This window comes from Brevundimonas sp. Root1423, from assembly GCF_001426805.1.
Genome location: NZ_LMFL01000034.1, coordinates 145,961 through 170,782, shown reverse-complemented (window position 1 = coordinate 170,782; position 24,822 = coordinate 145,961). Strand labels below are relative to the sequence as shown.

Here is a 24,822-nt window from a genome sequence, read left to right as displayed (position 1 = left end):
GGTTAGGGCAGGCGAACCGCAACGCTTGCCCGGACCGCGCCCATGGACATCACCCAGCTGATCCTCGACGACCATGCCGAGCAGCGTCGGCTGTTCGCCATCATCGAGCAGATCGACCCGACCGACGTGGACGCCCTGACCAAGGTGTGGGGCCGTCTGTCCGCCTTCCTCGACGTCCACGCAGAGGCGGAGGAGCGGTTCTTCTATCCGGAGCTGATGAAGGTCGGGAAATCGGCCAACGACGCCGAGGGGACTGACGCCGGCCCCGAGACCGAGGACGCCATCGAGGATCACAACAAGCTGCGCGACGCGGTCAAGGCGGTGGAGAAATACCCGGTCGGAACCGGCGCCTGGATCGAGGCGGTGGGCAAGGCCAACGTCGTCAACTCAAAGCATATGGGCGAGGAGGAGCGGCAGGGCCTGACCGATTTCCGCCGGCACGCACCCTTGCAGACGCGCCATGATCTGGCTGTGAAGTTCGCCGCCTTCGAGGCCGGTCACATCAACGGGGTGAAGCCGGTCAACAAGGATCCGGAAGCCTACGTCGAACAGCACGGCTGAGAGCGGTCAGGCGAAGCTGCGAAGCTCGTCGGTGACCCAGCCGTCGGGATTGCGGACGGCGCGGCCGGGGCGGCGCAGACGCAGGATGACGTGCATGGCGTCGGTCAGGTCCAGCAGCTGCTCTTCGGAAAGCTCGACAGCGGCGCGAAGCACCTCGGCCTTCAGGGCCGCGTAGTTTTCGGCGCGCAGACAACGGTCGTTCCGGCCGGGCATCGCGGCCTCCTGCTGAGCGGCCGGGCGACGCCGCCAAGCGGCTTGAATGCACAATGGACGCACCCGGTTCCTCAGGCGGAACAGCGCGCAGGCTTGACCGTTGCGGGACCATGGACATGACAGACCTGCCCGGTTTCGCCCTGCCCTTGCTGGCCGCCGTACTGGCTGGCGGGTTGATCGGGTTCGAGCGCGAATGGCGGGGCAGGGCGGCCGGATTCCGCACCCACATCCTCGTCTGTCTGGCGTCGGCCCTGCTGATGGAGGCGGCGGTCTCGCAGGGCGCATGGCGGTTCCTGCCGATGGCGGGCACCGAGATCGTCAGCGATCCGGCCCGGATGGCGCATGGCGTGCTGACCGGGATCGGCTTCCTGTGCGCGGGAGTGATCTTCCGGTCGGGTTTCTCGATCCATGGTCTGACCACGGCGGCGTCGCTGTGGATCACCGCCGCGCTGGGCCTTCTGTTCGGGGCCGGGTTGTTCGCGCTGGGCGTGACGGGCACGGTGCTGACGGTCACCATACTGCTGGGCCTGCGGCTGGTCAGTCTGAAGCTGCCGCAGAAGTCGGTGGTCGACGCCGAGGTGGTCTGGGCGCGGGGGGATCTGGAGGCCGAGGCGCAGATCGACGCGGCGCTGGAGAGCGTGGACCGGGCCCGGCGCGCGGACCGGTTCGAATTGATCGACGGCGATCACCTGCGCCGCAGCTTCCGTCTCAAGCTGGCGGATGAGGCGGCGCTGAGGGCCCTGGCCCTGCGCCTGCGGACCATAGAGGGCGTGACGGCCTACAAGCTGGATCCTCGCGACGACTGACGCTTGCCCGCAAACGACTCCCGGCGCTACGCTGGAGATTCGTCAGTTTGCGGAGCGAATTACACAGATGAACTGGGATCTGGCCTGGCCCGTTGCAGCGGCCATGACAGCCGGGGGGCTGATCGGCATAGAGCGCACCTATCACGGGCACCCGGCGGGATTCCGCACCCATATTCTTGTCTGCCTGACATCCTGCCTGCTGATGCTGGCGGCGATGCACCAGTCGACCTGGGCGTTCACGGCCCTGCCGGGCCAGACGGTGGTGATCGACCCGACACGGATGTCTCACGGCCTGCTGACCGGGATCGGCTTTCTCTGCGCCGGGGTGATTTTCCGCGAGGGGTTTTCGGTCCACGGCCTGACCACGGCGGCCTCGCTGTGGGTGACCTCGGCCATCGGGGTGCTGTTCGGCGTCGGCATGCTGGACCTGGCCCTGATCGGGTCGGGGGCGACGCTGGCGGTGCTGGCCGTGCTGCGCCTGCTGGACGCCAAACTGCCGCACATCGGGGTGATGGACGTCACCCTGCGCTGGAAACGCGGCGCGGCGCCGGCCGAGAAGGCGCTGCGCGACATGCTGAAGGGGTCCGGCATGAAGGCGGTCCGTATTGGCCACATGATCTGCCAGTCGGGCGCCCAGCACGAGCACCACATGAAGGTGAAGGGCCAGATGCCGATGGACATTGACGGGCTGGTCAGCCGGCTGTCGGCGCAGAAGGGTCTGGCCGAGTTCTCGGTCATGCCGCGGGACGAATAGGCCTCAGGTGCAGAAGGCGATGGCGGCGTCGACCCAGACCGCCAGACCGTTGCGGCTCCACAGGCAGACGCCGAGGCCGAGCACGGCGGCCAGTCCGACGCCGATGAGGATGCGCACTTTCATTCGGCGGGCTGGAGCGCGGCCGGGCGGACCAGCGGTGCTTCCCTGATCGGCAGGTTGGCGAGGGCGGCGACCAGCGCCAGACCGATCGAGATCATCCAGATGATCGCGTAGGACCCGGTCGCGTCGAAGGCCAGACCGGCGGTCCAGGCGCCGAGGAAGGCGCCGACCTGATGGCTGAGGAAGACGATGCCGCCCAGAGCCGACAGGTGGCGCACGCCGTAGATCTGGCCCACCAGTCCGGTCGTCAGCGGCACCGTGCCCAGCCACAGGAAGCCGAAAGCGGCGGCGAAGACCAGCACGCTGGCCGACGACAGGGGCACGATCAGGAACAGGGCGATGGCCACGCCGCGCAGGGCGTAGAGCAGGGCCAGCAGGCCCTTCTTGGACTGGTTCGAGCCCCAGGCGCCCCACAGCCATGAGCCGGCGATGTTGAACAGGCCGATCAGGGCCAGCGCTCCTGCGCCGACGCTGGCCGACAGGCCCTCGTCGCGGATGTAGGCGGGCAGGTGGGTGCCGACGAAGGCGATGTGGAAGCCGCAGACGAAGAAGCCGAGGTTCAGCAGCCAGAAGCTGGGATGGCGCCCGGCCTCGGCCAGCGCTTCCCTGAGGGGCGGGCCGTCGCGGGCGTCGCTGGCGGGCGGCTTGCCCGCCACGCCCAGCGCCAGCGGGATGATCAGGGCGACCAGCGCGGCCATGACGAACAGGGTGATCCGCCAGTCCAGCGCGTCCAGCAGGCCCTGCGCGGCCGGGACGACGAGGAACTGGCCCAGCGAACCGCCGGCGGTGACGATGCCGAAGGCGAGGGTGCGCTTGCCGGGCGGGACGATGCGCCCGACGGCGCCCAGCACGACCACGAAGGTCACGCCCGACATGGCGAGGCCCGTCAGGACGCCGAAGCCCAGCATCAGACCCATGGCGTCCGCGGCGCTGGCGGCGATCAGCAGGCCCGCGCCATAGACCAGCGCCCCGCCGACGGCGACGCGCCCGGCGCCGTATTTGTCGGCCCAGGCGCCGACGAAGGGCTGGATCAGGCCAAACAGCAGGTTCTGGGCGGCGATGACGAGGCCGAAGGTCTGCCGGTCGATCTCCAGATCCATGCCGATGGGCCGCAGGAACAGGCCGAACGCCTGCCGCACGCCCATGGACAGGGTGACGATCAGGGCGCCGGTCAGGATCATGATCCAGGCCTTGCGCGACAGGTTGGCTTCAGGGGCGGGCGAGTCGTCAGACATGGGCTTCGACCTCGGCCAGCAGGGCGATCAGGGCGGCCTCGCGCGGGCCGAGGGTTTGGGCGACGCGGGCCTGCGCCGTGCGCCAGTGCGGCAGGGCGTCGGACAGTTTTTCCCGCCCGGCGGGGGTGAGGGACAGCTTCTGTCCCCGCGCGCCCTTTTCGGCCACGGCGGCGATCCAGCCCTGCTTCACCAGCGGCTGGAGCGTGCGCCACAGGGCGCTCTTCTCGTGGGCGGTGGTCTCGGCGAGTTCCATGAGGCTCGGCCGGTCCAGTCGGCCGAGCGTCCGCATGACCGAGAACTGGGTGACCGTGATCCCGACCGGCGCGAGCGCCTCGTCATACAGCCGGGTCAGGGCGCGGGAGGTGCGGCGCAGGCGGCCGCAGATGCAGGGGGAGAGATCGTCCATTGCATATACAAGGCACAAGGTCGTTGCATATGCAACAGCCATCGTCGCGCGCCGGTCATTGTCCATCAACCTTCTTTGCGGCATGAATGGAACGAATGACGAACGAACCGACTCGCATTCTCGGACTGGACCCCGGCCTTCGCCGCACCGGATGGGGCGTTGTCGTGGCCGAGGGGTCGCGTCTGCGCTGGGTCGCGCACGGGGTGGTCGCCCCGCCCGAGGCCGCGCCGTTCAGCGAGCGGCTGCTGTTCCTGCTGGAGGCGTTGGGCGAGGTCTGCGCTTCGCACGGCTGCGACGAGGCGGCAATCGAGGAGGTGTTCGTCAACATGAACCCGTCGTCGACGCTGAAGCTGGGCCACGCCCGGGCGGCGGTCATGCTGGCCCCCGCGCGCTGCGGCCTGCCGGTGGCGGAATATTCGCCGAACCTGATCAAGAAGGCGGTGGTCGGGGCCGGCCATGCGGACAAGATCCAGATCGCCTTCATGGTGAAGCGGCTTCTGCCCTCCGCCGGAGACGTGAAGGCGGATGCGGCCGATGCGCTGGCGGTGGCGATCACCCATGCGCAGATGCGCAAGCGGACCCTGCTGACCACCCTGCGGGGCGCCGCATGATCGGCCGTCTGAGAGGTGTGCTGGCCGAGGTGGAGCAGGATCACTGCCTGATCGACTGCGCCGGGGTCGGCTATGTCGTGGCCTGCGGAGCGCGGACGCTTCAGCGGCTGCCGGCGCCGGGCGACGAGGCGACCCTGCATATCGAATCGAGCTGGTCAGCCGAGAACGGGCCGCGGCTGTACGGCTTTCTGACCCGCGACGACCGTGGGGCCTTCACCACCCTGACCGGCATCCAGGGCGTGGGGCCCAAGGCGGCGCTGTCGGTGCTGGACGTCCTGCCGCCCGGCGAGCTGGCGGCGGCGGTGGCGCGCGACGACAAGGCGGCGGTGGCCCGGGCCAACGGCGTCGGGCCCAAGCTGGCCCTGCGCATCGTCACCGAACTGAAGGGCAAGCCGCTGGGCGATGTGTCGTTCACGCCGAGCGCGCCGGGCATGCACGCCGAGGCCGCGGCGCCGGTTCCCAGCGTCACCGGCGAGGCTGTCTCCGCCCTGCTGGGTCTGGGCGTGGCCGAGGTCAACGCGCGCCGCGCCGTCGATCAGGCGCTGATCCGCCTCGGCGAGGACGCCGAACTGTCGGCCGTGATCCGCGCCGCCCTGCAGGAGCTGGGGCGTTGAAATCTCTTTTCCGCTCATCCCGGCGAAAGCCGGGACCCAGTGCTTTGGGTGATGGAGCCCTTGCATCTGCGCGTCGGAGGGTCGTCCTGAAACACATGCGCCAAGCTGGACAGGACTGGGTCCCGGCTTTCGCCGGGATGAGCGGGTGTGGGCATGACTGAGAACAGGCTGGTAGACCCGTCCCCCGTCCCCGGCGAGGTCCACGACCGCGCCCTGCGGCCGCAGACCCTGTCCGAGTTCGTCGGGCAGGAGCAGGCCAAGGGCAATCTGAAGGTCTTCATCGACGCCGCGCGCGGCCGCGGCGAGGCGCTGGACCACGTGCTGCTGTTCGGGCCCCCGGGGCTGGGCAAGACGACGCTGGCGCAGATCGTGGCGCGCGAACTGGGCGTCGGCTTCCGCGCCACCTCGGGGCCGATCCTGGCCAAGGCCGGCGACCTCGCGGCCATCCTGACCAATCTCGAACCGCGGGACGTGCTGTTCATCGACGAGATCCACCGCCTCGCGCCGACGGTCGAGGAGATCCTGTACCCGGCCATGGAAGACCATGTGCTGGACCTGATCATCGGCGAAGGACCCTCGGCCCGCTCGGTGCGGATCGATCTGGCGCCCTTCACCCTTGTCGGGGCGACGACGCGGGCGGGCCTGCTGGCCACGCCCCTGCGCGACCGGTTCGGCATCCCGCTGCGGCTGGAGTTTTACACGCCCGACGAACTGGTGCGGGTCATCACCGGCGCGGCGCGCAAGATGGGCGTGGCCATCGACGACGAGGGCGCGCGCGAGATCGCCAGCCGGTCGCGAGGCACGCCGCGCGTGGCCGGCCGGCTGCTGCGCCGGGTGCGCGACTTCGCTGGACCCGAGGGGAAGATCGACAAGCTGTCGGCGGCGCGGGCGCTGGCGCGGCTTGAGGTCGACGAGGCGGGGCTGGACGCCAACGACCGCCGCTTCCTCAAGGCCCTGATCGAGAACTACGGCGGCGGGCCCGTTGGTATGGACACACTGGCGGCCGCTATCGCCGAGGCGCGCGATGCGGTCGAGGACGTGATCGAGCCCTATCTGCTGCAGCAGGGCTTCATCCAGCGCACGCCGCGCGGACGGATGGCCTGCGCGAAAGCGTATGCGCATCTGGGCCTTACGGAACCGCCGAGGACGCCCGAGCAGGGCGGGCTGTTCGGCTCCAAATAATTCCATCGATCCGGCGGCCTCTTCACGCAATCGCCGAACCCCGGCATGCTTCGCCCGAAGGGAGACGGAATGGCGCGAGGGGCGATCCGAAGCGAACGGCTGATCGCGGTGCTGGGCGCCGCGGTGCTGCTGCTGGGCGCGGTGATCCTGTGGAAGACGGTCGAGGCCTCGCGTCCCGGCTTCACCGAGGAACCGGCCGCGCGCCGGGTGCTGCGTCAGGCCCGCGAGCAACTGGGCCGCACTGCGGAGATCCGCCTGCTGGACGAGGGCCGCGGCCGCGTCGTCTGCGGCTATGTCGGGCGGCGCGGCGAGGCGGGCGCCTGGAGTTTCATCTCGCGGCCCAACCGGATCATGATGAGCGACGACCCTCTGGCGACCGAATTCCAGGCCATGCTGCGCGCCGACTGTCCGCACCTGCCCACGCCGCCGCCGGCGACCCCATGACCGACCTGCCCACAACCGGCCGCTTCGAGGGCCGCGAACACCGTCTGCCCGTCCGCGTCTATTACGAGGACACCGACTTCACCGGTCTGGTCTATCACGCCAACTATGTTCGCTATTTCGAGCGGGGGCGGTCCGACTGCCTGAGGCTGATGGGGATCGGCCACGCCGATCTGCTGGACGGCGACCAGCCGATGGCCTTCGTGGTCACGAAGATGGCGCTGAACTTCCTCAAGCCGGCGCGGATCGACGATGCGCTGGTGGTGCGGACCCACTACGACGCGGTGAAGGGGCCGCGGCTGCTGATCTCCCAGACCGTCACCCGCGGCGAGGACGTGCTGTGCCGGGCCGATGTCGAGGTGGTCTGCATCCATATGGACGGACGGCCGCGGCGACCGACGCGGACCCTGGTCGAGAAGATCGGGCCCTGGCTGCGCGAAGGCTGATTGCAGCGCGAAGCGTGAGAACATTGCGAACCTGTCACGTGCAGACAGGTGACGCGGTGGCTACACCTCGGCAGAACCGGATTCGCGCCCGGCCCTACGCCACATAACCGCCACGCCCGTCCGGTGCACAGGGACGGACAGACGGAAGGATTCCGATGACCACCGCCGCCGAAGCCTCGATGATCAACCCCGTGACCCTGTTCCTGACGGCCGACATCGTCGTGCAGGCCATCATGCTGGGACTGGTCGTCGCCTCCCTGTGGTCGTGGGCCGTGATCATCGACAAGGCGGTGCGCTTCGCCTCGCTGAACAGTCAGGCGAACAGTTTCGAACAGGCGGTCGGCTCGGGCCGGTCGCTGGAAGAGATCGCCGCCCAGGCGGGGCCGAACCCGGCCCACCCCCTGCCGCGCATGCTGGTCATCGCCCTGGCCGACTGGCGCGAGGCCCGGACGCGGGGCCCGCTGACCGAGAACCACGCCAATCTGCTGATGTCGCGCATCGACCGCGCGCTGGACAGCCTGATCGCCCGCGAGGGCCAGCGGGTCGAGAACGGTCTGGGCGTGCTGTCGGTGGTGGCGACGTCCTCGCCCTTCATCGGCCTGTTCGGCACGGTCTGGGGCATCATGAACGCCTTCGGGGCCATCGCCCTGTCGGGCAACACCAATCTGTCGACCGTGGCCCCTGCCATTTCCGAGGCCCTGTTCGCCACGGCGCTGGGCCTTGCGGCCGCCATCCCGGCCTATATCGCCTACAACAAATTCTCGATCGACGCGGGCAAGTTCACGGGCCGGCTGGAGAGCTTCGCGGACGACCTGCAGGCCGCCGTAGCGCGCCGTCTGGGCGGCTCGAACGCGCCGTCGTCGCCGCCGGTGACCACGCCGGGCGACTACAGCCGCCGGGAGCTCTGAGCCATGGCGCTGGCTGGCGGGGGCGGTGGCGGACACGTCCGGGGCCGCAGACGGGCGCGCAAGCGGCCGCTGAGCGAAATCAACGTGACGCCGCTGGTCGACGTCATGCTGGTGCTGCTGATCATCTTCATGATCTCGGCGCCCCTGCTGACGACCGGGGTCGAGGTCGAACTGCCCAAGACCGAGGCCAGCGCCGTCGAGACGAATCAGGAGCCGGTGGTGGTCTCGATCGACCGCGACGGCGCCATCTTCGTCGCCGACAGCGAGGTCGCCTGGGATCGCCTGATCCTGGCCGTGGCGCAGGAAGGCGGCGAGGGCGCGCGCGACAAGCCGGTCTTCGTCCGCGCCGACGGGCGTGCGCCGTATCAGGCCGTGGCGCGGGTGATGGCGCGTCTGTCGGGCGCCGGCTTCACCAAGATGAACCTGATCACCGACACCTCGGCTTCGGGGGAGGGCTGACGCCTTGGAACGGCCCGGCCCGGCCCTGATCGGATCCGTCCTCGTGCACGCCGGCGTCATCGCCGCCGTGCTGGGCATCGGCCTGTTCGCGCCGAAGGCGGCGCCGCGTCCGGTCGTCAACGCCGTGCCGGTGTCGATCGTGTCCGACACCGTGATCGAGGCCGCCGCCGCCGACAATCCGAGCGAGGAACTGGTCACCGAGGACGCCGCCACGGCGCCCGTCGCGCCGCCGCCCGAGCCCGTCCCCGCGCCGCCCGAGCCGAAGCCGGTTCCGCCGCCGCTGCCCACGCCGACGCCGGTAAAGAAGGCGCCGACGCCACCGCGTCCGACGCCGCCCCGGCCCACGCCGCCACGCGCGCAACCGACTCCGCCTCGCCCGACCCCGCCGCGCCGCGAGGAGACGCTGGACCTCGACGCCCTCGCCGGGCCGGCGCGTCCGGCCACCCGCCCCGGCACCCGTCCAGCCACCGGCCAGCAGGGGCAGGGCGCGGCGCCCCGGGCGACCGGGCCGCAGATCACGGCCATCTTCAATCAGGTCTATCCGAACTGGAGTCTGCCCTGTGACATCCCGGGCGCGCGGAACCTGCGGATCCAGATGGATGTGACGCTGGATGCGCGTGGCCGCATCACCTCCGGTCCGACCCTGATCGGGGCCCAGTCAGACCCCGTCTGGCGCGCCGCCGCCGACGGGGCGGTGCGGGCGATTCGTCAGACCGCGCCCTTCGAGGTTCCGGAAGGCTTCCCGGGCGGCCCCTTCCGTCCGACCTTTGTGACCGAACGCGCCTGCGCCAATCGCTGATCAAGCGTGGCAGGGCCTGAAAGTCGCCCCAATCACGGCCATGCTGGCCTTATGCGCACGGTCTGGCGATAAGGACCGGCACAGGTTTGAACTGCGGGAGCCCTTGATGCGACTGAACCGACTTCTGGCGAGCGTCGCCCTCATGGCGATGACCGCGACCTCGGTCACGGCCCAGACCCCGCCTCCGCAATCCGGCGATCCGGTCGAGGTCGAGATCGATCAGGGCGTGCTGCGTCCGCTGCAGATCGCCGTGGTCAACTTCACCGGCCAGAACGGTTCGGACCTGGGCAACGTCATCCGCGCCGACCTGCGCCGCTCGGGCTATTTCGAGCCGATGGACCCGGCCAGCTTCGTCGAGACGGGCCTGACGCTCGCCAACGCCCCCAACTTTCCCCAGTGGACCTCGATCGGCGCACAGGCCGTGCTTTACGGCGCTGTGTCGCCCCGCCCGGACGGCCGCAACGATTTCGGCTTCCGACTCTATGATCCCATCCGCCAGTGCCAGCTGGCTTCGTACCAGTTCACCGCCACGCCCGAACAGTGGCGCCGCATCGGCCACAAGATCGCCGACCTGATCTACCAGCGCATGACCGGCGAGACCGGCCTGTTCGACAGCCGCGTGGTCTTCGTCTCGGAAAGCGGCACCCAGCTGAACCGGCTGTCGCGCCTCGCCATCTCGGATCAGGACGGGTTCAACCCTGTCTATCTGACCCAGGGCGACGAGATCATCATGTCGCCGCGCTTCTCGCTGAGCGATCCGAACGAGATCACCTATGTGGCGCTGGGCAAGGATTACAGCCGCATCTACCTGTACAACCTGTCCACCGGCCGCCGTGAAAGCCTGGGCGAGTTCGACGGTCAGGTGCTGGCTCCGCGCTTCTCGAACGACGGGACCAAGATGGCCTTCTCGATCATCCGGGGCGGCAACACCGACGTCTATGTGATGGATCTGTCCAGCCGCCAGACGCGCCGCCTGACGACCGATCCCGGCATCGACACCTCGCCCTCGTTCAGCCCGGACAACAGCCAGATCGTCTTCACCTCGGACCGCTCGGGCAGCGCCCGCCTGTACGTGATGCGCGCGGACGGCACCGGCCAGCGCGCCATCGCCCGCGGCGGCGGCCTGTACACGGCCCCGAACTGGAGCCCGCGCGGCGACCTGATCGCCTTCACCAAACAGGGCGGCGGCCGGTTCTCGACCGGAGTCATGCGCCCCGACGGCTCGGGCGAGCGCATCCTGTCGTCCAGCTATTTCGAGGAGGGCCCGTCCTGGGCCCCGAACGGCCGCTACATCATGTTCGCGCGCCAGAGCCCGGGCGGCGACACCCGGCTGTGGACCGTGGATCTTTCGGGACGGGTAGTCTCGCAGGCAGGCTACAACGGCCGCGGGTCCGACCCCGCCTGGTCGCCGCTTCTGGACGAACAGCCCTCGAACCTCGGAGGCGGCGGCCCGGACGGCTGCCCCACCTGATCACAAGCGGAGCCATTCGGCTCAATCCCGCGTTATCGCGACTGGTGAAACGCGTGGCCCGTCAGTAGCAACCTTTTATAGCCAAGCTGGAGGCCGCGGCCTCGCCCCAAGGAGACGATCCGATGATGAAGCCCTCGAACCTGGTCCGTCTGGCCGCTGTCGGTCTGACCGTGACCGCTATCGCCGCCTGCACCCCGCGCAAGCCCGTCGACACCGGCGCCGGCGAGTCCGTGCCGCCCGTCAGCAACGATCAATACCGCGACCCCAACCCGCCGATCACCGGCGGCACGGTGGGCGCCCCGGCCCCGGGCTCGGAACAGGACTTCGTCGTCAACGTCGGCGACCGCGTCTATTTCGATCTCGACAGCTACCAGCTGCGTCCGGAAGTCTATCCGCGCATGGACGCCCAGGTCGCCTGGCTGCAGCGCTATCCGAATGTGACGGTTCGTATCGAGGGCAACGCCGACGAACGCGGCACCCGCGAATACAACCTGGCCCTCGGCGCCCGCCGCGCTGAATCGGTCCGCACCTATCTGGTCGAGCGCGGCGTCAACGCCGGCCGCATCGACACGATCAGCTATGGCAAGGAGCGCCCGATCGCCGCCGGTTCGACCGAGGAGGCCTTCGCCCGCAACCGCAACGCCCACACCGCCATCGTCTCGGGCGCGACGCGCTAAACAAGACTGCGCCTCTCCGTCGCATCCGCGGCGGGGAGGCGGCCCTGGGACGAAAAGACCATGCTGAAGCTGCCCGCCGCCCTCCGCACCCGGAACGCCCTGGTCTCGGTCCTTGGCGTGATCCTGATCGCCGGGACCACGACCGTCGTGGCCCAGACCGCGCCGCTGGAGCCGATCCAGTGGGACAAGCGCCGGCTGGACCAGCTGGATCGCAACGTGCGACGCCTCGAGCGCGCCGTGACACAACGCAACGCCGCCGGCCAGCCGGTGATCATCGAGCCGGACGCGGAAGTCGTGGCGCTGCAGGGCCGCGTGGGCCTGATGGACCGCCGCCTGGGCGACATGGAAGCGACGGTCCAGCGCGTGAACGCCGACCTGGAGCGGCTGACCTTCCAACTGGACGAGGTTCAGCGGGACAACTCATCCCTGACCACCCGCGTGCGTGACGCCGAGACCAAGGTTCGGACAATGGAGGCCGCAGCCGCCCGCGAGGCCGAGCTGAACGCCCCCATCCCGACCACCTCGCCCACCGGCGACGCCGCCCGCGACCTGACCGCCGCCGCGCGTCTGGCGGCCAGCGACCCGGCGCGGGGCGACCGCGCCCTGCAGACCGTCATCGCCGCCTGGCCCGATACGCCACAGGCGGCCGAGGCCAACAGCCGTCTGGGCGACCTCCGCGTTTCGGCGGGCGATCACGCCGGCGCGGTCTCTGCTTACGCCGCCGCCCTGCGTGGCTGGCCGACGACGCCCTGGGCCCCGGCGACGACGCTGGAGCTGGCCAGCGCGCTGAACGCCACCGACCGCAAGACCCAGGCCTGCACCGCCCTGACCGAGTTCACCCGCCGCTACGCCACGGCCGCGACGCCGGCCGTGCGCACCCGGGCGACCGAGACGCGGACCCGCATCGGCTGCGCCGCGCCGGCTGCGGCCCCCGTGGCCACGCCGCCCCGGCGGCCGGGCTGACCCCGACTCCCCAGGACTGGACCGCGCCGGTCAGGGACCGCCTGTCCGCCCGGCTGGAGCGCAACGCCGACTATCCGTTCGCTCTGGCGCTGTCGGGCGGGGGAGACTCCATCGCCCTGCTGCATGTCGCCGCCGACTGGGCGCGCGGGAACGGGCGGCGGCTGCTGGCCCTGACGGTCGACCACGGTCTCAGCCCGGAGAGCGCCGGCTGGACGGCCTTCGCCGAACACGCCGCCCGCGAGGTCGGCGCAGAGTGGCGGGGCCTGAAATGGGCCGGCTCGAAGCCCTCGACGGGCCTGCCCGCAGCCGCCCGCCGCGCTCGCCACGGCCTGATCGCCGATGCGGCGCGTGAGGCCGGCGCCCGCGTCGTCCTGTTCGCCCACACCGCTGACGACATCGCCGAGGGCGAAGTCATGCGGGACGAGGGATCGACACTGGGTCGGTTGCGCGAGTGGGCGCCGTCACCCGCCTGGCCCGAAGGCCGGGGTCTGATGCTGCTGCGTCCGATGCTGGACGCGGGACGCGCCGAAGTGCGCGACTGGCTGGCGGTCCGCGAAGTTAGTTGGATCGACGATCCGGCCAATGACGATCCGAAATATGCGAGGAGCCGCGCCCGGACTTCCCTTCTCCCGATGGGAGAAGGTGGCGCGCAGCGCCGGATGAGGGTCGACCGGGGAAGCGGCGTAGCCGCCCACGAACAACTGACCCTCACCCTTTCGCGCAGGGCCGACGGCGTCGCCGCCGTGCGCTCAAGCCCTCTCCCGACGGGAGAGGGATCGCCGCTTGTTCTGGATCGCTCCACTGACCCCGGCACCCTCGCCGCCGCCCTCGTCTGCGCCGGCGGCGGCGACCGCCCCCCGCGCGGGGACCGGCTTTCCACCCTCGTGACCCGCCTCCGTTCCAACGCCCCCTTCACCACCACCCTCTGCGGCGCCCGCATCGAGGCCGCCGGGGACCGAGTCGCCATTGCCCGCGAGCCCGGCGAACTGACGCGTCGCCCGCCGCCGCCCCTGCCGCTGACGCCCGGCGTCGAAGCCGTCTGGGACGGGCGCTGGGCCATCATGATGGACGAAACAGGCTGGTTCGTCGTTCCCGCCGCCGGTCGGATGGCCACGCTGTCAGACGCCGACCGCGCCGCCCTTAAAGCCCTTCCACCCGCCGCCCGCGCCGGAGAACCTGTCCTGATCCGGAACGAAAAGAGCGCCCCGGTTCTTGCACGGACAGGGGCGAGGGCGCGGTCGCTGGTCGAACAGAGACTGGCGCTCGCGCTGGACCGAATGACGCACGAAAGGGATCTGGGCGCCGTCTTCCATGGCGAAACGCTCCGGAACCCCCTATTTTCGACCTGACATCAGTGACGGGGCGTTCCCCGCCCGAGGAACAAGACGAGCATGAACCTGCGCAATTTCGCCATCTGGGGCGTCATCATCCTGGGCGCCATGGCCTTCTATGTGGCTGTGAGCCGCCCCGGCGGCCTCGCCGCGCCCGCGGGCGCCAAGGCCGCCGCCGAACGGCCCCAGGTCATGACCTATTCCGACCTGCTGAAAGCGCGCGATGCGGGCGACATCGCCAGCGTCGAGGCGCGGGGCGAGACCCTGAAGGCCACGCTGAAGGACAACCGCGTCGTCACCGTCACCACGCCCCTCCCCAACGGCCCCCTGCTGGACACGATCGCCGCCACGGGCGCCGAGGTGGACACCAAGAGCACGCGTCAGTCGATCTGGGTCAGCGCCCTGATCGGCCTGCTGCCCTTCGTGCTGATCATCGGCCTGTGGGTGCTGATCATGCGCCAGATGCAGGGTGGGGCGCGCGGGGCCATGGGCTTCGGCAAGTCCAAGGCCAAGCTGCTGACCGAGCACAAGGGCCGCAAGACCTTCGACGACGTCGCCGGCGTGGACGAGGCCAAGGAGGAGCTGCAGGAGGTCGTCGACTTCCTCAAGGACCCGGGCAAGTTCCAGAAACTGGGCGGCAAGATTCCCAAGGGCGCGCTTCTCGTGGGCCCTCCCGGCACCGGCAAGACCCTGCTGGCCCGCGCCGTCGCGGGCGAGGCGGGCGTGCCCTTCTTCTCCATCTCGGGCTCTGACTTCGTTGAGATGTTCGTGGGCGTCGGCGCCAGCCGCGTGCGCGACATGTTCGAACAGGCCAAGAAGAACGCCCCCTGCATCATCTTCATCGACGAGATCGACGCCGTCGGCCGTCACCGCGNCGGCTCGACGATCGTGGCTATTCCGCGTTGAGATGTTCGTGGGCGTCGGCGCCAGCCGCGTGCGCGACATGTTCGAACAGGCCAAGAAGAACGCCCCCTGCATCATCTTCATCGACGAGATCGACGCCGTCGGCCGTCACCGCGGCGCCGGACTGGGCGGCGGCAATGACGAGCGCGAGCAGACCCTGAACCAGCTGCTGGTCGAGATGGATGGCTTCGAGGCCAATGAGGGCATCATTCTGATCGCCGCCACCAACCGTCCCGACGTGCTGGACCCGGCCCTGCTGCGTCCCGGCCGCTTCGACCGNGGATGGCTTCGAGGCCAATGAGGGCATCATTCTGATCGCCGCCACCAACCGTCCCGACGTGCTGGACCCGGCCCTGCTGCGTCCCGGCCGCTTCGACCGTCAGGTCGTGGTGCCGAACCCCGATGTGAACGGCCGCGAAAAGATCCTGCGCGTCCACATGAAGGATGTGCCCCTGGCCTCGGACGTGATGGTCAAGACCATCGCGCGCGGCACCCCCGGCTTCTCGGGCGCCGACCTGGCCAATCTGGTCAATGAGGCGGCCCTTATGGCGGCCCGCAAGGACCGTCGCATGGTCACCCATCGCGACTTCGAGGACGCCAAGGACAAGGTCATGATGGGCGCCGAGCGCAAATCCATGGCCATGAACGAGGAAGAGCGCCGCCTGACCGCCTATCACGAGGGCGGCCCGAGCGCAAATCCATGGCCATGAACGAGGAAGAGCGCCGCCTGACCGCCTATCACGAGGGCGGCCACGCCATCGTGGCCATGAACGTCAAGATGGCCGATCCGGTGCACAAGGCGACCATCGTTCCGCGCGGCCAAGCGCTGGGCATGGTGATGCAGCTGCCGGAAGGCGACCGCTACTCGATGAAGTACCAGCAGATGGTCGACCGCATCGCCATCATGGCCGGCGGGCGCGTGGCCGAGGAGCTGATCTTCGGCAAGGAGAACATCACCTCGGGCGCGTCGTCGGACATCCAGCAGGCCTCGAAACTGGCGCGCCGCATGGTCACGCAATGGGGCTTTTCGGACATCCTGGGCACGGTGGCCTACGGCGAGAACGAGCAGGAGGTCTTCCTGGGCCACTCGGTCGCGCGCAGCCAGAACGTCTCGGAGGAGACGGCCCGGATCATCGATTCCGAGGTCAAGCGCATCGTCGGCGCCGGCTGGGACGAGGCCCGCCAGATCCTGACCGACAAGGCCGCCGATCTGGAGACCCTGGCCCAGGCATTGCTCGAGTACGAGACCCTGTCGGGTCAGGAGATCAAGGACCTGCTGGAGAAGGGCCTCGCCCCGAACCGCGACGAGAGCAACTTCCCCAACGCCGGACCGTCGGTGTCGGTGCCCATCACGCCGGTGTCGGACGGCACGTCGGTCGAGGTGCAGACGGTTCACTGAACCGCCGCAGCGCGCTGAAACATGGAAGGGCCGGGGATCGCTCCCCGGCCCTTTTTGTTCGTCCCTCAGATCAGTTCTTCCGGATCCTCGATCAGGATGGCCGTCAGCTTGCGGGTGCGGCCGGCAGGATCGGGCCAGACGATGGACTGGCCTTCGGCGAGTCCGAGGAGCCCCGCGCCGACATGCGACAGGGGCGAGATCAGGCCGCGATCGATGTCCGCCTGATCCGGCAGAACGATCTTGATCCGGCGGGTGCGGCTGTTGTGCCCGTCGACGTAGTGGACCCAGCGGTTCAGCCCCACGGTGGCGATCCGTCGTCCGGATCTGTGCACGGTCGCCCGGGCCAGCTCCTGCTGCAGCAGGCCCGGCGCGCCCTCGGCGGGGGCGTCGCCGAGCAGGCCGGAGAGCAGGGCGTGGTCCGAGGCGGTCAGGTGGATGGCGGGCAGGGGCGCGGGCGCGGCGGAGGTGGTGTGGAGGGGCATGGGGCTGTTCCGGAATGGGGACGCGTGCGCCGGGGCGCTTTCGGTCCGTGTCTGTGAAGGATGACGGCAGGCGGCCCCGGAGCGCGACGCGCGTCGTCGCCCCGGGGTCAGCCGCCTGCGACGAGGCGTCCCGCGTGGTTCAGCAACCGACCCTGTTCGGACCTTCCAGACATGCGGACAGGCTAGGCCAAGGGCGGGGGAAGTCAAACCGGACCGGGCAAGCAGGTCTTCGCATAGACATGTTTGCATTATAAACCAGTCTATGAGATACGACCTTCGTCCAAACGAGGGGAGGGCGTCATGCCGTCATCTGAAATCCACCAAACCGATCGTCTGCACGGGCTCGACGCCCTGCGCGCCGCCGCCTTGCTGCTGGGCGTCGTCCTGCATGCGTCGATGTCGTATTTTCCGGTGACGATCTGGATCGTGCCGGACACCGACAACTCACCGGCCGCCGCGGTCCTGTTCTTCGCCATCCACCTGTTCCGGATGACCAGCTTCTTCCTGATCGCCGGCCTGTTCGCACATATGATGCTGGGCCGGCGCGGGACGTTCGGCTTCGTCAAGGATCGTCTGGTCCGCATCGCCGGACCGCTGGCGACCTTCTGGACGCCGGTGCTGGCGGCCATCATCGCCGGGGTGATCTGGATGGCCGCGATCCGCAACGGCGGGACGATCCCAACCGACGGCCCGCCTCCGCCGCCTCTGACGGTCGGCACCTTTCCGCTGACCCATCTGTGGTTCCTGTATGTGCTGCTGATCCTCTACGCCGCCATGCTGATCCTGCGTGCGCCCTTCGCCCTGATGGATCGTGACGGCGGCTGGGGCCGGTTCGTCGACCGGCTGACGGGCGCGCTGATCGGGCCGTGGACGCCGGTCGTGCTGGCGGCGCCGCTGGCCGTCGCCTTCTGGCTGGCCCCGAACTGGACGCCGTTCTTCGGCATTCCGACGCCGGATACCGGACTGGTTCCCAACCCCGTCGCCCTGACCGCCTTCGGGAGCGCGTTCGGTCTCGGCTTCCTGCTGGACCGCCGCCGCGATCTGCTGGGCCGGATCGAGCGGCTGTGGCCGGTGTTCACGGTTCTGGCGCTCGGCGTCGGGACGGCGGCGCTGTTCATGTCAGGCGGTCCGGTCCCGAGCCTGGCGCCCGTGACCGACCTGAACCTGAAGGCGCCGCTGGCGGCGGTGATGGCCCTGGCCGTCTTCGCCTCGACCTTTGCGGCTCTGTCGCTGGCCCTGCGTTTCGCCTCGGGATACAGCGCCGTCCGCCGATACCTCTCCGACGCCTCCTACTGGGTCTACATCGTCCATCTGCCGCTGGTGATGGTCGGGCAGATTCTGGTGATCAACGAGACCTGGCCCTGGTTCGTCAAACTGCTTGTGGTCATCGGCGGGACCATGACGGTCAGCCTGCTGTCCTATGAACTTCTGGTCCGCCACACCTTCGTCGGCCAGTGGCTCAACGGCCGCCGCGTCCCCTGGCGTCGACCACCGCAGCCCGCGCTCGCGCCTGCCGAATAGCTTGCCAACACCCTCCGGCTCGTCCACCCCAAGGGCGAGCCGGCCCCGGAGAATCGCCTCATGCCCGCCAAGCCGAAACTGCATTCGCCAGAAGACGATCTCGCCTTCATGCGGTCGATCGTCGAGGGCGGCGGACGCCCGCCGATGACGCTGGCCGTCTCCTATCTGGCCGGCGGGCTGCTGTACGGGTTGCAGTGTCTCTTCCACGTCGGTCAGGCGGCGGGACTGATCCGTTGGCCCGACCTCGCCAATCTGGTCTTCGTCGCCCTGATCAGCGTCAGCTTCCTGTCGATCCTGACCTGGGCGATCCTGAAGGACCGCAAGGACGGTCTTTCGCAGCGCGGCCCCATGGCCGCCCGCACCCTTAGCGCCGCCTTCAGCGCCACCGGCATGGCGAATGTGTCGGTGATCCTCATTTTCGCGATCGGCGCCGTGAGAGACAACGACTTCGCCATCTGGCTCTACTACGCGGCCATCGTCTTCGCCCTTCAGGCCGCCGCCTGGTACATGGCGTGGACGCTGAAGCGGAGGGGCTGGATGCTGGCCACGGCGCTCGGGGGCTGGGTCACGGCCGTGGCGCTGGGCGTGCTCGTCCGCGAGCCCCTGTGGTACCTCGGAGTCTGCACCGTCGCCCTGTTCCTGCTGTTCGCCCTGCCGGGCTGGATCATGTTCCGCGACGCCCGCGCCGGGTCGAGGGCGGTCTGATCCATGGGGCTGGCCGATCTCGGACGGATCGACGACGTCATTCACGGCCGCATGCGGTTGGGGATCATGGTCTATCTGGCCGACTCGGACGCCGCCGACTTCACCGAGCTGAAGACCGTGCTTGAGGCCACCCAGGGCAATCTGTCGGTCCATCTGAAGACTCTGGAAAAGGCCGGCTATGTGGCCATCGACAAAAGCTTCCGCGACAACAAGCCCCTGACCCGGGTGTCGATCACCGACGCCGGGCGCAAGGCGTTCTCCGCCTATCTGGACGCTCTTGGCAGCCTGATCGGGGGCAAGGAAGAATGAGCCGTCCGCAGGTCATGGGCATCGTCAACGTCACGCCGGACAGCTTCTCGGACGGCGGACGGCTGGCGGACCTCGGGGCGGCGGTGGCGCACGGGTTGATGCTGGCCGAGCAGGGGGCGGACATCCTCGATATCGGGGGCGAAAGCACCCGGCCGGGCGCTGATCCCGTGGACGCGGACGAGGAGATCGCCCGCACCGCTCCGGTCATTGCGGGCCTGCGCGCCGCCGGCTGGGCCGGGCCGATCAGCATCGACACCATGAAGCCGGAGGTCGCCCGCGCCGCCGTCCTTGCGGGGGCGACCATGTGGAATGACGTCAGCGCGCTGGGTCATGCGTCGGACAGTCTGGAAACCGCGGCGTCCCTCGGCTGCGACGTCGTCCTGATGCACATGAAGGGCGAGCCGCGGACCATGCAGGACGCGCCGGCCTATGACCATGTCGTCGCCGAGGTCGCGGACTGGCTGGCCGCCCGGGCCGGGGCCGCCATGGCCGCCGGGGTGGCGCGCGAGCGGATCTGGCTCGATCCCGGCATCGGCTTCGGCAAGACGGCGGATCATAATCTGGCCCTGACGGCGCATCTGGACCGACTGACGGCGACCGGCTTTCCGGTGCTGTACGGCGCCAGCCGCAAGCGCACGATCCAGTCGATCGATCCGACGGCGACCGATGCGGGCGACCGTCTGGGAGGCTCGCTGGCGCTGGCGCTCGAAGCGGCGCGGCAAGGGGCGGGGATCATCCGCGTCCACGACGTCCGCGAAACGGTGCAGGCGCTGAAGACGCAGGCGGCGGTGAGGGATGCGCTGAGGGTCTAGAACCCCCTTTACCTGCGCGAACGACCCGTTCCAGACTGTCGAGGATCATCGTCCAGCCCGCAGCGCTGCGTTCTGCGTACGCCGCCCACGCCGGGGCCAGGTCGTGGCTCAGGACGACGACGCAGCCGTCGCCGTCCTCCAAGAAGGTCACGGTGACGCGGGTCGGCTCCTCCGGCGCCTCGTAGACCCAAAAGTCGAACACGATGCGGTCGGGCCGGTCGATCTCGACGAAGCGGCCGAAATGGCGTGCGAGGTCGGCGCCGCGCCGCTCGAAGACGGCGAACGACCCGCCGACGACGGGATCATAGTCGGTCTGCTCCATCACGCCGTCGGGGGTGTGGAACAGCCATTGGCCGACGCGCGCGGGATCGAGGAAGGCGTCGAACACCCGCTCGCGCGGATGGCGGAAGAGCTTCTCGACGCGAACGGCGGGCCCGGTCATGCGCGCCCCATCCACTCCGGGAGGCGGTGAGCGGCGTGGGCGTCCTCGATGATGCGCGGATCGATCCCGTGCTCGAGCCAGAATTTCGCGGCCGCCATCACGAGGTTGAAGCCGCCCGTGGAATCGAGCGCTTTGGCGACGCCCGCCGGGCTGTCCTCGAACCCGCGGTTCTCGACGGTGGCGAAGGTGTCGGCGCCGCGGGCCTCGAACAGCCATTCGACCTCGGTCGGCGCGTCGGCGGTGTCCCAGTCGATCAGTATGCGGCGGCCCGGCTCGACCGCCTTGACCAGCACATCGGTGCCGACGCCATACATCTCCCAGTCCCAGCGGACCTTGGCGCCTCGCTCCAGCCGTCCCGAGCCCTTTGTGAACCAGAAGCGGGACGTGACCGCCGGATCGGCGAAGGCCTCGAACACCTCGCCGGCCGGCCGCCGGATCAGCATGCAGGCGCTGGCGACGGGAGCGGTCACGCCGCGCCCTCCAGCCCCGCGGCGTAGGCGTCGCGGAGGGCGAACCAGCGGTCCCACGACCACGGATGGCGCACGCCGCGCACCGCGTCGTCCAGACCCTCCATGTGATGATGCCAGCCGCCGAGGACGTTCTTGCGCGCGTCGGCCCAGGATTCCGGCACGCGATGCACCAGCGTCAGATGCGTGCCGTCGCCGTCGGGCTCCAGCCGCCAGGAGACGACCGATTCCGGATTGCTGCCGAAGGTGTGCTCGAACCGGGTGAAGGGCTGGACGACCAGCACCTCGTTGGACTGGCGGCGCTTCTCTGGCGTGTCCGGCATGAAGTCGTGGTCGGGCTGGCGGAAATTCAGCTCCATGCGGCCGCCCGGCGTCGCCTCGATGTCGGCCTCGGCCAGCCAGCAGACGAGGCCTTCAGGGGTGGTCAGCGCCTTCCACACCCGTTCGGGCGAATGGCGCAGCCGGCGTTCGAAATGGATTTCCCAGCCGCCGTCGATGCGGCGGCAGGTTCCGGCGTCGGCGTCCAGGCGGGCGGGGTTCAGGGTCTCGGTCATTGGGGAAACTCCTTGTCGAGATGCGCCTCCAGCGCGTCGAGTTTGCCGCTCCACAGGCTGCGGTAACGGGAGAGCCAGACATCCAGTTCGGCCAGCGGGGCGGGGTTGAGGCGGTACATCCGCCGCTGGGCGTCCTTGCGCACGGTCACCAGTCCGGCCTCGCGCAGCACCGACAGGTGTTTCGACACCGTCGGCTGGCTGATCGGCAGGGCGTCGACGAAGTCGCCGGCGGGCCGTTCTCCATCGGCCAGCATCGAAAGGATCGACATCCGGTGCGGTTCGGACAGGGCTTGCAGGGCGGCGTGCATGAAGATCGTTTAATGGCAATATAGCCGAAATGCAATATACAATCCGGCTTGCCGTTTCGGTGCGGATTGGTCATCCAGCGCGCATGACCTCGCACCTCGGACGCGTCCTGATCATCGCCGGCTCGGATTCGGGCGGCGGGGCGGGCGTGCAGGCCGATATCAAGGCGGTCACCGCCATGGGCGGCTATGCGGCGACGGCCATCACCGCGATCACCGTGCAGAACACCCTGGGCGTCCACGGTGTCCATCCGCTGCCGCTGGACCTGATCGAGGCGCAGGCGAAGGCGGTTCTGGACGACATCGGGGCCGATGCGATCAAGACGGGGATGCTGGGCTCACGCGAGGTGGTGGAGCGGGTCGCGGCCATTCTGGACAGCTGGCCCGTCCCGGCGGTCGTCGATCCGGTCATGGTCGCCAAGGGCGGACACAGCCTGCTGGCGGATGACGCTGTCTCGGCGGTCAAGTCGCTGATGATCCCGCGCGCCGCTCTGCTGACGCCCAATGCGCCGGAGGCTGAGGCCCTGACCGGTCTGGACGTGGTCGATCTGGACGGCCAGCGGCGGGCGGGGGAATTCCTGCTGGGTCTGGGGGCGCAGGCGGTGCTGATGAAGGGTGGGCATATCGCTGGCGAGACCGTCGTCGACGTGCTGGTCACGCCCACCGGCGAGACGCTGCTGGAAGGTCCTCGCGTCGACACACGCCACACCCACGGCACGGGCTGCACCCTGGCCAGCGCGTGCGCGGCGGGGCTGGCGAAGGGCCTGCCGCTTGAGGCGGCCGTGGCCGAGGCCTGGGCCTATGTCGCAGAGGCTATCCGCCGCGCGCCGGGGCTGGGCGGCGGGCATGGGCCATTGGACCACGGCTGGCCGATGAGGCGCGACAAGTGAGCGATCTGGAGACCCGACTCGCCTTGATCGTCCGGGCCAATCCAGACCTGATGCATGTGCTGCGGACGGTTCGGGCGCTGGACCTGCCGGACTGGCGGATATTTTCAGGCGCCGTCTATCAGGGGGTCTGGAACAATGCGACCGGACGGCCTGTCGGCTACGGCATCAAGGACTATGACATCGGCTATTTCGATCCCGACACCAGTTGGGACGCCGAGGATGTGTTCATCAAGCGGGTCGCGGCTGCGTTCGATCCGCCGTTCCGCGATCTGGTCGAGGTCCGCAATCAGGCGCGGGTCCATCTGTGGTTCCGCGACCGCTTTGGCGAGGACTATGAAGCCCTGACCGGGACCGACGAGGCGCTGGCGCGATTCGTGGCCCCGGCGTTCGCGGTTGGCGTACGGCTGGAGAAGGACGACGCAATCAGCGTCGCCGCACCCTTCGGACTGGAGGACATGTTCGACATGGTCCTGCGCCCGAACCCTCGGCGCGAGCCGGCCAAGGGCTGGACCCGGGCGGTCGAAAGCGCGCGGGCGCGGTGGCCGGAGCTGACCGTCATCGAACCGGAACGAGCCTGATGCGCCAGTGGACCGTCGACGCCTTCGCCGCCGCCCCGTTCAGGGGCAATCCCGCCTGCGTGGTCGAGCCGTTTGACCGGTGGCCGTCCGACGACTGGATGCAGGCGCTGGCGAAGGAGAACAATCAGGCGGAGACCGCCTTCCTGCTCCGGACCGCCGACCCCGCCCGGTTCGGACTGCGCTGGTTCACGCCGGGCAGGGAGGTCGATCTGTGCGGGCACGCAACGCTCGCGGCAGCCCATGTGCTGATCGCCGAGACGAGGGTTGAGGTCGAGGCGGTGATCTTCGACAGCCGCTCGGGGCCGCTGATCGTCAGCTGCGCGGCCTCGGGCTACGAGATGGACTTCCCCGCCGATCCGCCGCGCCGGTGCGAGACCGCCCCCGCCGGCCTGATCGAGGCTCTGGGCGTCCAGCCGGTCGAGGTCTGGGCGGGCCGCTATCTGGTCGCCGTGCTGGCCGATGCGGCGGCGGTGGGGACGGTTGCGCCGGATATCCGCGCCCTCGCTTCTCTTCAAGGCGAGGCAGGGGAGGCGGGGCAGGTCATTGTCTGCGCCCTCGCTGAACGGTCCGACGATGTGGACGTCGTCGACCGGTTCTTCGCGCCGGGCTGCGGTATCGGCGAGGATCCGGCCACGGGATCTGCCCACTGCATCCTCGGGCCGATGTATGCGGACAAGCTCGGCGGTCCCGTTGTGCGTTTCAGGCAGGTGTTTCCGGGACGGGGGGGAGACATCGAAACCGAGGTGCGCGGCGACCGCGTCCTGCTTCGCGGACAGGCGGTCACAGTCATCGAAAGCCGCCTGCGCCTCGCCGAATAAGGAAAGGGGCGCGACCCTTTCGGATCGCGCCCCTCGGACCTCCGGGGAGGAAGGTCAGGCCCTAGTAACGGCGGCCGTCGCGGTCGCGGCGCTCTTCACGCACCTGCCTCGACAGGTTGTCGTAGCGACGGTCCAGCTCGGCGCGTTCACGGGCGCTGAGCCCGCCGCGCTGGTAGCTGTACTCAAGACGGACGAGCGCGTTCAGCTCGGTCTTGAGGCGCGTGGCCTCGCGGCGGCTCAGCGAGCCGTTGCGCAGGCCGACGTCGATACGGCGGTCCAGCTGGTATTTCCGCTGGGAGATCGACTGCCAGCCGCCGCGGTTGTCCCGCTCGTACCGGTCGCCGCGATCACCGCGGTGATCCTGCTCGTAGCGGCCGCGATCCTGCGAGCCGTAGTTCTGGGCCATGGCGGGGACCGCGACGGAGGCCGCGGCCAGGGCGATGGCGGGGATGAGAAACTTCTTCATCTGTCGTCTCCTTGGCGGTTCACGCTGGACCGGGGTGGCCGGCGTTGAGACGAAGAAAGCATTTACCACGTGAGCCCCGTCTGAACGGGCTGTGTCAGCTACCGTTCATCGGCGTGAAATCGTCGTAAGGCGCGGTCGGGCTTCATGTGGACGGTTGTCTGTACGCCCGTGCGA

31 protein-coding genes and 3 pseudogenes are annotated in these 24,822 nt (G+C 69.3%); 25 read left to right on the top strand and 9 right to left on the bottom strand.

The features are described from left to right. The first annotated feature begins 42 nt into the window (after positions 1 to 42). The gene (locus ASD25_RS19380; protein ID WP_056619760.1) at positions 43 to 561 is read left to right on the top strand and encodes a hemerythrin domain-containing protein; all 519 of its coding nucleotides are present in this window, start codon (positions 43 to 45) and stop codon (positions 559 to 561) included. A 6-nt stretch (positions 562 to 567) separates the two neighbouring features. Here ASD25_RS19380 and ASD25_RS19375 read toward each other — a convergent pair whose 3' ends face one another. Beyond that, on the bottom strand, positions 568 to 774 hold the full coding sequence (locus ASD25_RS19375; protein WP_056619759.1) for a hypothetical protein: 207 nt from the start codon (positions 772 to 774) through the stop codon (positions 568 to 570). A 116-nt stretch (positions 775 to 890) separates the two neighbouring features. Between ASD25_RS19375 and ASD25_RS19370 the strand changes: the two genes are divergently transcribed. Both ASD25_RS19370 and ASD25_RS19365 read left to right on the top strand, forming a co-directional pair. Further along, positions 891 to 1,580, top strand: coding sequence for an MgtC/SapB family protein (locus ASD25_RS19370; protein ID WP_235562794.1), 690 nt, complete (start codon positions 891 to 893; stop codon positions 1,578 to 1,580). Positions 1,581 to 1,647: 67 nt separating this feature from the next. Then, positions 1,648 to 2,334 carry an MgtC/SapB family protein gene (locus ASD25_RS19365; protein ID WP_056619757.1) on the top strand — a complete coding sequence of 229 codons (687 nt, stop codon included), beginning with the start codon at positions 1,648 to 1,650 and terminating at the stop codon, positions 2,332 to 2,334. A 119-nt stretch (positions 2,335 to 2,453) separates the two neighbouring features. Here ASD25_RS19365 and ASD25_RS19360 read toward each other — a convergent pair whose 3' ends face one another. Together ASD25_RS19360 and ASD25_RS19355 are read right to left on the bottom strand one after the other, a co-directional pair. Beyond that, positions 2,454 to 3,689, bottom strand: a complete 1,236-nt coding sequence (locus ASD25_RS19360) for an MFS transporter (protein ID WP_056619754.1) — start codon at positions 3,687 to 3,689, stop codon at positions 2,454 to 2,456. Further along, a complete protein-coding gene (locus ASD25_RS19355) occupies positions 3,682 to 4,095 on the bottom strand; it encodes a MarR family winged helix-turn-helix transcriptional regulator (protein ID WP_056619751.1) in 414 nt (137 codons plus the stop codon). Before ASD25_RS19355 ends, ASD25_RS19360 begins: the two co-directional genes overlap by 8 nt. 95 nt (positions 4,096 to 4,190) lie before the next feature. Here ASD25_RS19355 and ruvC point away from each other — a divergent pair, with 95 nt between their 5' ends. The 15 genes and pseudogenes from ruvC to ASD25_RS19285 all read left to right on the top strand — a co-directional run. Next, positions 4,191 to 4,706: a crossover junction endodeoxyribonuclease RuvC gene (gene ruvC / locus ASD25_RS19350; RefSeq protein WP_056619747.1), complete on the top strand. Its 516-nt coding sequence runs from the start codon at positions 4,191 to 4,193 to the stop codon at positions 4,704 to 4,706. Further along, complete coding sequence (gene ruvA / locus ASD25_RS19345; protein ID WP_056619744.1) at positions 4,703 to 5,320, top strand: Holliday junction branch migration protein RuvA; 618 nt, start codon at positions 4,703 to 4,705, stop codon at positions 5,318 to 5,320. The genes ruvC and ruvA overlap by 4 nt, the downstream gene beginning before the upstream one ends. A gap of 153 nt (positions 5,321 to 5,473) precedes the next feature. Continuing rightward, on the top strand, positions 5,474 to 6,502 hold the full coding sequence (ruvB, locus tag ASD25_RS19340) for a Holliday junction branch migration DNA helicase RuvB (RefSeq protein ID WP_056619741.1): 1,029 nt from the start codon (positions 5,474 to 5,476) through the stop codon (positions 6,500 to 6,502). A 69-nt stretch (positions 6,503 to 6,571) separates the two neighbouring features. After that, entirely contained in the window at positions 6,572 to 6,946 is a 375-nt protein-coding gene (locus ASD25_RS19335) for a hypothetical protein (RefSeq protein WP_056619737.1), read from the top strand. Further along, entirely contained in the window at positions 6,943 to 7,389 is a 447-nt protein-coding gene (ybgC, locus tag ASD25_RS19330) for a tol-pal system-associated acyl-CoA thioesterase (RefSeq protein WP_056619734.1), read from the top strand. The genes ASD25_RS19335 and ybgC overlap by 4 nt, the downstream gene beginning before the upstream one ends. Before the next feature lie 155 nt (positions 7,390 to 7,544). Then, positions 7,545 to 8,297 (top strand): protein TolQ, encoded by a 753-nt coding sequence (gene tolQ / locus ASD25_RS19325; RefSeq protein ID WP_056619729.1) that lies wholly within the window; start codon positions 7,545 to 7,547, stop codon positions 8,295 to 8,297. Positions 8,298 to 8,300: 3 nt separating this feature from the next. Continuing rightward, positions 8,301 to 8,756 (top strand): ExbD/TolR family protein, encoded by a 456-nt coding sequence (locus ASD25_RS19320; RefSeq protein WP_056619726.1) that lies wholly within the window; start codon positions 8,301 to 8,303, stop codon positions 8,754 to 8,756. A 4-nt stretch (positions 8,757 to 8,760) separates the two neighbouring features. Further along, positions 8,761 to 9,555 (top strand): hypothetical protein, encoded by a 795-nt coding sequence (locus tag ASD25_RS19315; RefSeq protein WP_056619725.1) that lies wholly within the window; start codon positions 8,761 to 8,763, stop codon positions 9,553 to 9,555. Positions 9,556 to 9,661: 106 nt separating this feature from the next. Continuing rightward, positions 9,662 to 11,026, top strand: a complete 1,365-nt coding sequence (gene tolB / locus ASD25_RS19310) for a Tol-Pal system beta propeller repeat protein TolB (protein WP_056619723.1) — start codon at positions 9,662 to 9,664, stop codon at positions 11,024 to 11,026. A gap of 125 nt (positions 11,027 to 11,151) precedes the next feature. After that, positions 11,152 to 11,703, top strand: a complete 552-nt coding sequence (gene pal / locus ASD25_RS19305) for a peptidoglycan-associated lipoprotein Pal (protein ID WP_056620115.1) — start codon at positions 11,152 to 11,154, stop codon at positions 11,701 to 11,703. Between the two features lie 60 nt (positions 11,704 to 11,763). Then, entirely contained in the window at positions 11,764 to 12,666 is a 903-nt protein-coding gene (locus ASD25_RS19300; protein WP_056619720.1) for a tetratricopeptide repeat protein, read from the top strand. Continuing rightward, entirely contained in the window at positions 12,612 to 14,015 is a 1,404-nt protein-coding gene (tilS, locus tag ASD25_RS19295) for a tRNA lysidine(34) synthetase TilS (RefSeq protein WP_369816638.1), read from the top strand. Before ASD25_RS19300 ends, tilS begins: the two co-directional genes overlap by 55 nt. A 42-nt stretch (positions 14,016 to 14,057) precedes the next feature. Then, positions 14,058 to 14,871: pseudogene (locus tag ASD25_RS19290) on the top strand (AAA family ATPase); the annotation flags it as partial. A 1-nt stretch (position 14,872) separates the two neighbouring features. Then, positions 14,873 to 15,179: pseudogene (locus ASD25_RS32200) on the top strand (AAA family ATPase); the annotation flags it as partial. A 1-nt stretch (position 15,180) separates the two neighbouring features. After that, positions 15,181 to 16,299, top strand: a pseudogene (locus tag ASD25_RS19285) (ATP-dependent metallopeptidase FtsH/Yme1/Tma family protein); the annotation flags it as partial. Positions 16,300 to 16,364: 65 nt separating this feature from the next. Here the strand turns inward: ASD25_RS19285 and ASD25_RS19280 are convergent. Beyond that, positions 16,365 to 16,781, bottom strand: coding sequence for a GreA/GreB family elongation factor (locus tag ASD25_RS19280; protein ID WP_056619716.1), 417 nt, complete (start codon positions 16,779 to 16,781; stop codon positions 16,365 to 16,367). A gap of 300 nt (positions 16,782 to 17,081) precedes the next feature. Between ASD25_RS19280 and ASD25_RS19275 the strand changes: the two genes are divergently transcribed. From ASD25_RS19275 to folP, 4 genes are read left to right on the top strand one after another with little or no spacing between them, the layout of a single operon-like run. Then, positions 17,082 to 18,302 carry an acyltransferase family protein gene (locus ASD25_RS19275; RefSeq protein WP_056619715.1) on the top strand — a complete coding sequence of 407 codons (1,221 nt, stop codon included), beginning with the start codon at positions 17,082 to 17,084 and terminating at the stop codon, positions 18,300 to 18,302. Positions 18,303 to 18,362: 60 nt separating this feature from the next. Continuing rightward, positions 18,363 to 19,007: a hypothetical protein gene (locus tag ASD25_RS19270; protein WP_056619714.1), complete on the top strand. Its 645-nt coding sequence runs from the start codon at positions 18,363 to 18,365 to the stop codon at positions 19,005 to 19,007. A 3-nt stretch (positions 19,008 to 19,010) separates the two neighbouring features. After that, complete coding sequence (locus tag ASD25_RS19265; protein WP_156389381.1) at positions 19,011 to 19,316, top strand: transcriptional regulator; 306 nt, start codon at positions 19,011 to 19,013, stop codon at positions 19,314 to 19,316. Beyond that, on the top strand, positions 19,313 to 20,128 hold the full coding sequence (gene folP / locus ASD25_RS19260) for a dihydropteroate synthase (RefSeq protein ID WP_056619711.1): 816 nt from the start codon (positions 19,313 to 19,315) through the stop codon (positions 20,126 to 20,128). The genes ASD25_RS19265 and folP overlap by 4 nt, the downstream gene beginning before the upstream one ends. Here the strand turns inward: folP and ASD25_RS19255 are convergent. Genes ASD25_RS19255 through ASD25_RS19240 form a run of 4 tightly spaced genes read right to left on the bottom strand, consistent with a single transcriptional unit; the run spans position 20,049 to position 21,899 of the window. Continuing rightward, positions 20,049 to 20,570: an SRPBCC domain-containing protein gene (locus ASD25_RS19255; RefSeq protein WP_056619708.1), complete on the bottom strand. Its 522-nt coding sequence runs from the start codon at positions 20,568 to 20,570 to the stop codon at positions 20,049 to 20,051. The two genes, folP and ASD25_RS19255, sit on opposite strands and share 80 nt — an antisense overlap. Continuing rightward, entirely contained in the window at positions 20,567 to 21,040 is a 474-nt protein-coding gene (locus tag ASD25_RS19250; protein WP_200943672.1) for an SRPBCC family protein, read from the bottom strand. Before ASD25_RS19250 ends, ASD25_RS19255 begins: the two co-directional genes overlap by 4 nt. Then, positions 21,037 to 21,591, bottom strand: coding sequence for an SRPBCC family protein (locus ASD25_RS19245; protein WP_056619706.1), 555 nt, complete (start codon positions 21,589 to 21,591; stop codon positions 21,037 to 21,039). The genes ASD25_RS19250 and ASD25_RS19245 overlap by 4 nt, the downstream gene beginning before the upstream one ends. After that, positions 21,588 to 21,899, bottom strand: coding sequence for a helix-turn-helix transcriptional regulator (locus tag ASD25_RS19240; RefSeq protein WP_056619702.1), 312 nt, complete (start codon positions 21,897 to 21,899; stop codon positions 21,588 to 21,590). The genes ASD25_RS19245 and ASD25_RS19240 overlap by 4 nt, the downstream gene beginning before the upstream one ends. Positions 21,900 to 21,982: 83 nt before the next feature. On the opposite strand from ASD25_RS19240, the gene thiD reads away from it, so the two are divergent. From thiD to ASD25_RS19225, 3 genes are read left to right on the top strand one after another with little or no spacing between them, the layout of a single operon-like run. Further along, positions 21,983 to 22,786, top strand: coding sequence for a bifunctional hydroxymethylpyrimidine kinase/phosphomethylpyrimidine kinase (thiD, locus tag ASD25_RS19235; protein WP_056619700.1), 804 nt, complete (start codon positions 21,983 to 21,985; stop codon positions 22,784 to 22,786). Between the two features lie 50 nt (positions 22,787 to 22,836). Beyond that, a complete protein-coding gene (locus tag ASD25_RS19230) occupies positions 22,837 to 23,364 on the top strand; it encodes a nucleotidyltransferase family protein (RefSeq protein ID WP_056620106.1) in 528 nt (175 codons plus the stop codon). Continuing rightward, entirely contained in the window at positions 23,364 to 24,182 is an 819-nt protein-coding gene (locus tag ASD25_RS19225) for a PhzF family phenazine biosynthesis protein (protein WP_056619697.1), read from the top strand. Before ASD25_RS19230 ends, ASD25_RS19225 begins: the two co-directional genes overlap by 1 nt. Before the next feature lie 61 nt (positions 24,183 to 24,243). Here ASD25_RS19225 and ASD25_RS19220 read toward each other — a convergent pair whose 3' ends face one another. Further along, entirely contained in the window at positions 24,244 to 24,648 is a 405-nt protein-coding gene (locus ASD25_RS19220) for a hypothetical protein (protein ID WP_056619696.1), read from the bottom strand. Between the last annotated feature and the right edge of the window lie 174 nt (positions 24,649 to 24,822).

Coding starts and splice junctions, on each gene's coding strand:
- ASD25_RS19280 (WP_056619716.1), bottom strand. CDS start 16,781: ATGCCCCTCCACACCACCTCCGCCGCGCCCGCGCCCCTGCCCGCCATC.
- ASD25_RS19370 (WP_235562794.1), top strand. CDS start 891: ATGACAGACCTGCCCGGTTTCGCCCTGCCCTTGCTGGCCGCCGTACTG.
- ASD25_RS19360 (WP_056619754.1), bottom strand. CDS start 3,689: ATGTCTGACGACTCGCCCGCCCCTGAAGCCAACCTGTCGCGCAAGGCC.
- folP (WP_056619711.1), top strand. CDS start 19,313: ATGAGCCGTCCGCAGGTCATGGGCATCGTCAACGTCACGCCGGACAGC.
- ASD25_RS19365 (WP_056619757.1), top strand. CDS start 1,648: ATGAACTGGGATCTGGCCTGGCCCGTTGCAGCGGCCATGACAGCCGGG.
- ASD25_RS19275 (WP_056619715.1), top strand. CDS start 17,082: ATGCCGTCATCTGAAATCCACCAAACCGATCGTCTGCACGGGCTCGAC.
- tolQ (WP_056619729.1), top strand. CDS start 7,545: ATGACCACCGCCGCCGAAGCCTCGATGATCAACCCCGTGACCCTGTTC.
- ASD25_RS19380 (WP_056619760.1), top strand. CDS start 43: ATGGACATCACCCAGCTGATCCTCGACGACCATGCCGAGCAGCGTCGG.
- ruvA (WP_056619744.1), top strand. CDS start 4,703: ATGATCGGCCGTCTGAGAGGTGTGCTGGCCGAGGTGGAGCAGGATCAC.
- ASD25_RS19335 (WP_056619737.1), top strand. CDS start 6,572: ATGGCGCGAGGGGCGATCCGAAGCGAACGGCTGATCGCGGTGCTGGGC.
- ASD25_RS19245 (WP_056619706.1), bottom strand. CDS start 21,591: ATGACCGAGACCCTGAACCCCGCCCGCCTGGACGCCGACGCCGGAACC.
- ASD25_RS19230 (WP_056620106.1), top strand. CDS start 22,837: ATGCATGTGCTGCGGACGGTTCGGGCGCTGGACCTGCCGGACTGGCGG.
- pal (WP_056620115.1), top strand. CDS start 11,152: ATGAAGCCCTCGAACCTGGTCCGTCTGGCCGCTGTCGGTCTGACCGTG.
- ASD25_RS19255 (WP_056619708.1), bottom strand. CDS start 20,570: ATGACCGGGCCCGCCGTTCGCGTCGAGAAGCTCTTCCGCCATCCGCGC.
- ASD25_RS19300 (WP_056619720.1), top strand. CDS start 11,764: ATGCTGAAGCTGCCCGCCGCCCTCCGCACCCGGAACGCCCTGGTCTCG.
- ASD25_RS19225 (WP_056619697.1), top strand. CDS start 23,364: ATGCGCCAGTGGACCGTCGACGCCTTCGCCGCCGCCCCGTTCAGGGGC.
- ruvC (WP_056619747.1), top strand. CDS start 4,191: ATGACGAACGAACCGACTCGCATTCTCGGACTGGACCCCGGCCTTCGC.
- ASD25_RS19320 (WP_056619726.1), top strand. CDS start 8,301: ATGGCGCTGGCTGGCGGGGGCGGTGGCGGACACGTCCGGGGCCGCAGA.
- tolB (WP_056619723.1), top strand. CDS start 9,662: ATGCGACTGAACCGACTTCTGGCGAGCGTCGCCCTCATGGCGATGACC.
- ASD25_RS19270 (WP_056619714.1), top strand. CDS start 18,363: ATGCCCGCCAAGCCGAAACTGCATTCGCCAGAAGACGATCTCGCCTTC.
- thiD (WP_056619700.1), top strand. CDS start 21,983: ATGACCTCGCACCTCGGACGCGTCCTGATCATCGCCGGCTCGGATTCG.
- ASD25_RS19375 (WP_056619759.1), bottom strand. CDS start 774: ATGCCCGGCCGGAACGACCGTTGTCTGCGCGCCGAAAACTACGCGGCC.
- ASD25_RS19240 (WP_056619702.1), bottom strand. CDS start 21,899: ATGCACGCCGCCCTGCAAGCCCTGTCCGAACCGCACCGGATGTCGATC.
- ASD25_RS19220 (WP_056619696.1), bottom strand. CDS start 24,648: ATGAAGAAGTTTCTCATCCCCGCCATCGCCCTGGCCGCGGCCTCCGTC.
- ASD25_RS19265 (WP_156389381.1), top strand. CDS start 19,011: ATGGGGCTGGCCGATCTCGGACGGATCGACGACGTCATTCACGGCCGC.
- ybgC (WP_056619734.1), top strand. CDS start 6,943: ATGACCGACCTGCCCACAACCGGCCGCTTCGAGGGCCGCGAACACCGT.
- ASD25_RS19355 (WP_056619751.1), bottom strand. CDS start 4,095: ATGGACGATCTCTCCCCCTGCATCTGCGGCCGCCTGCGCCGCACCTCC.
- ruvB (WP_056619741.1), top strand. CDS start 5,474: ATGACTGAGAACAGGCTGGTAGACCCGTCCCCCGTCCCCGGCGAGGTC.